Raw genomic sequence first — 396 nt, 5'->3', positions numbered from 1 at the left:
CACGGGCTCGGTGAGGGGCACACGGGTGGCTACGCCGGCGTGTTCCTGGTCGCCGCGATCGCCTCCGCCTACGTCATGTACGGCTTCGACACGGCGAGTTCGCTGGGCGAGGAGACCGTCAACCCGCGGCGCACCGCTCCCGCGGCGATCCTGCGGGCGGTCATCGCGTCGTTCGTGATCGGCGGGCTGATCCTGCTGTTCGCGATCATGGCCGCGCCGGACCTGTCCGACCCGCGGCTGGGCACGTCGGCGGGCGGGCTGCAGCTGATCGTGCTGCAGGTGCTCGGCGGACCGCTGGGCAAGGTCTTCCTGGGCTGCATCGTCGTCGCGATCACGGTGTGCGCGCTGGCTGTGCACACCGCCGGGATCCGGCTGATGTTCGCGATGGCCCGGGAC

1 protein-coding gene is annotated in these 396 nt (G+C 71.5%); it reads left to right on the top strand.

All coding sequences use genetic code 11. The annotated features are described in order from the left end of the window. Positions 1–39 precede the first annotated feature (39 nt). The coding region (locus I6F24_RS37380; RefSeq protein ID WP_225156623.1) for an amino acid permease at positions 40–396 on the top strand (357 nt) is incomplete at its 3' end.

Origin of the sequence: Bradyrhizobium sp. BRP23 (genome assembly GCF_020194135.1) — a bacterium.
Classification (GTDB): Bacteria; Pseudomonadota; Alphaproteobacteria; order Rhizobiales; family Xanthobacteraceae; genus Bradyrhizobium; species Bradyrhizobium yuanmingense.
Note: the sequence above shows the minus strand (reverse complement) of the source record. Positions and strands in the feature narration are given on the sequence as shown.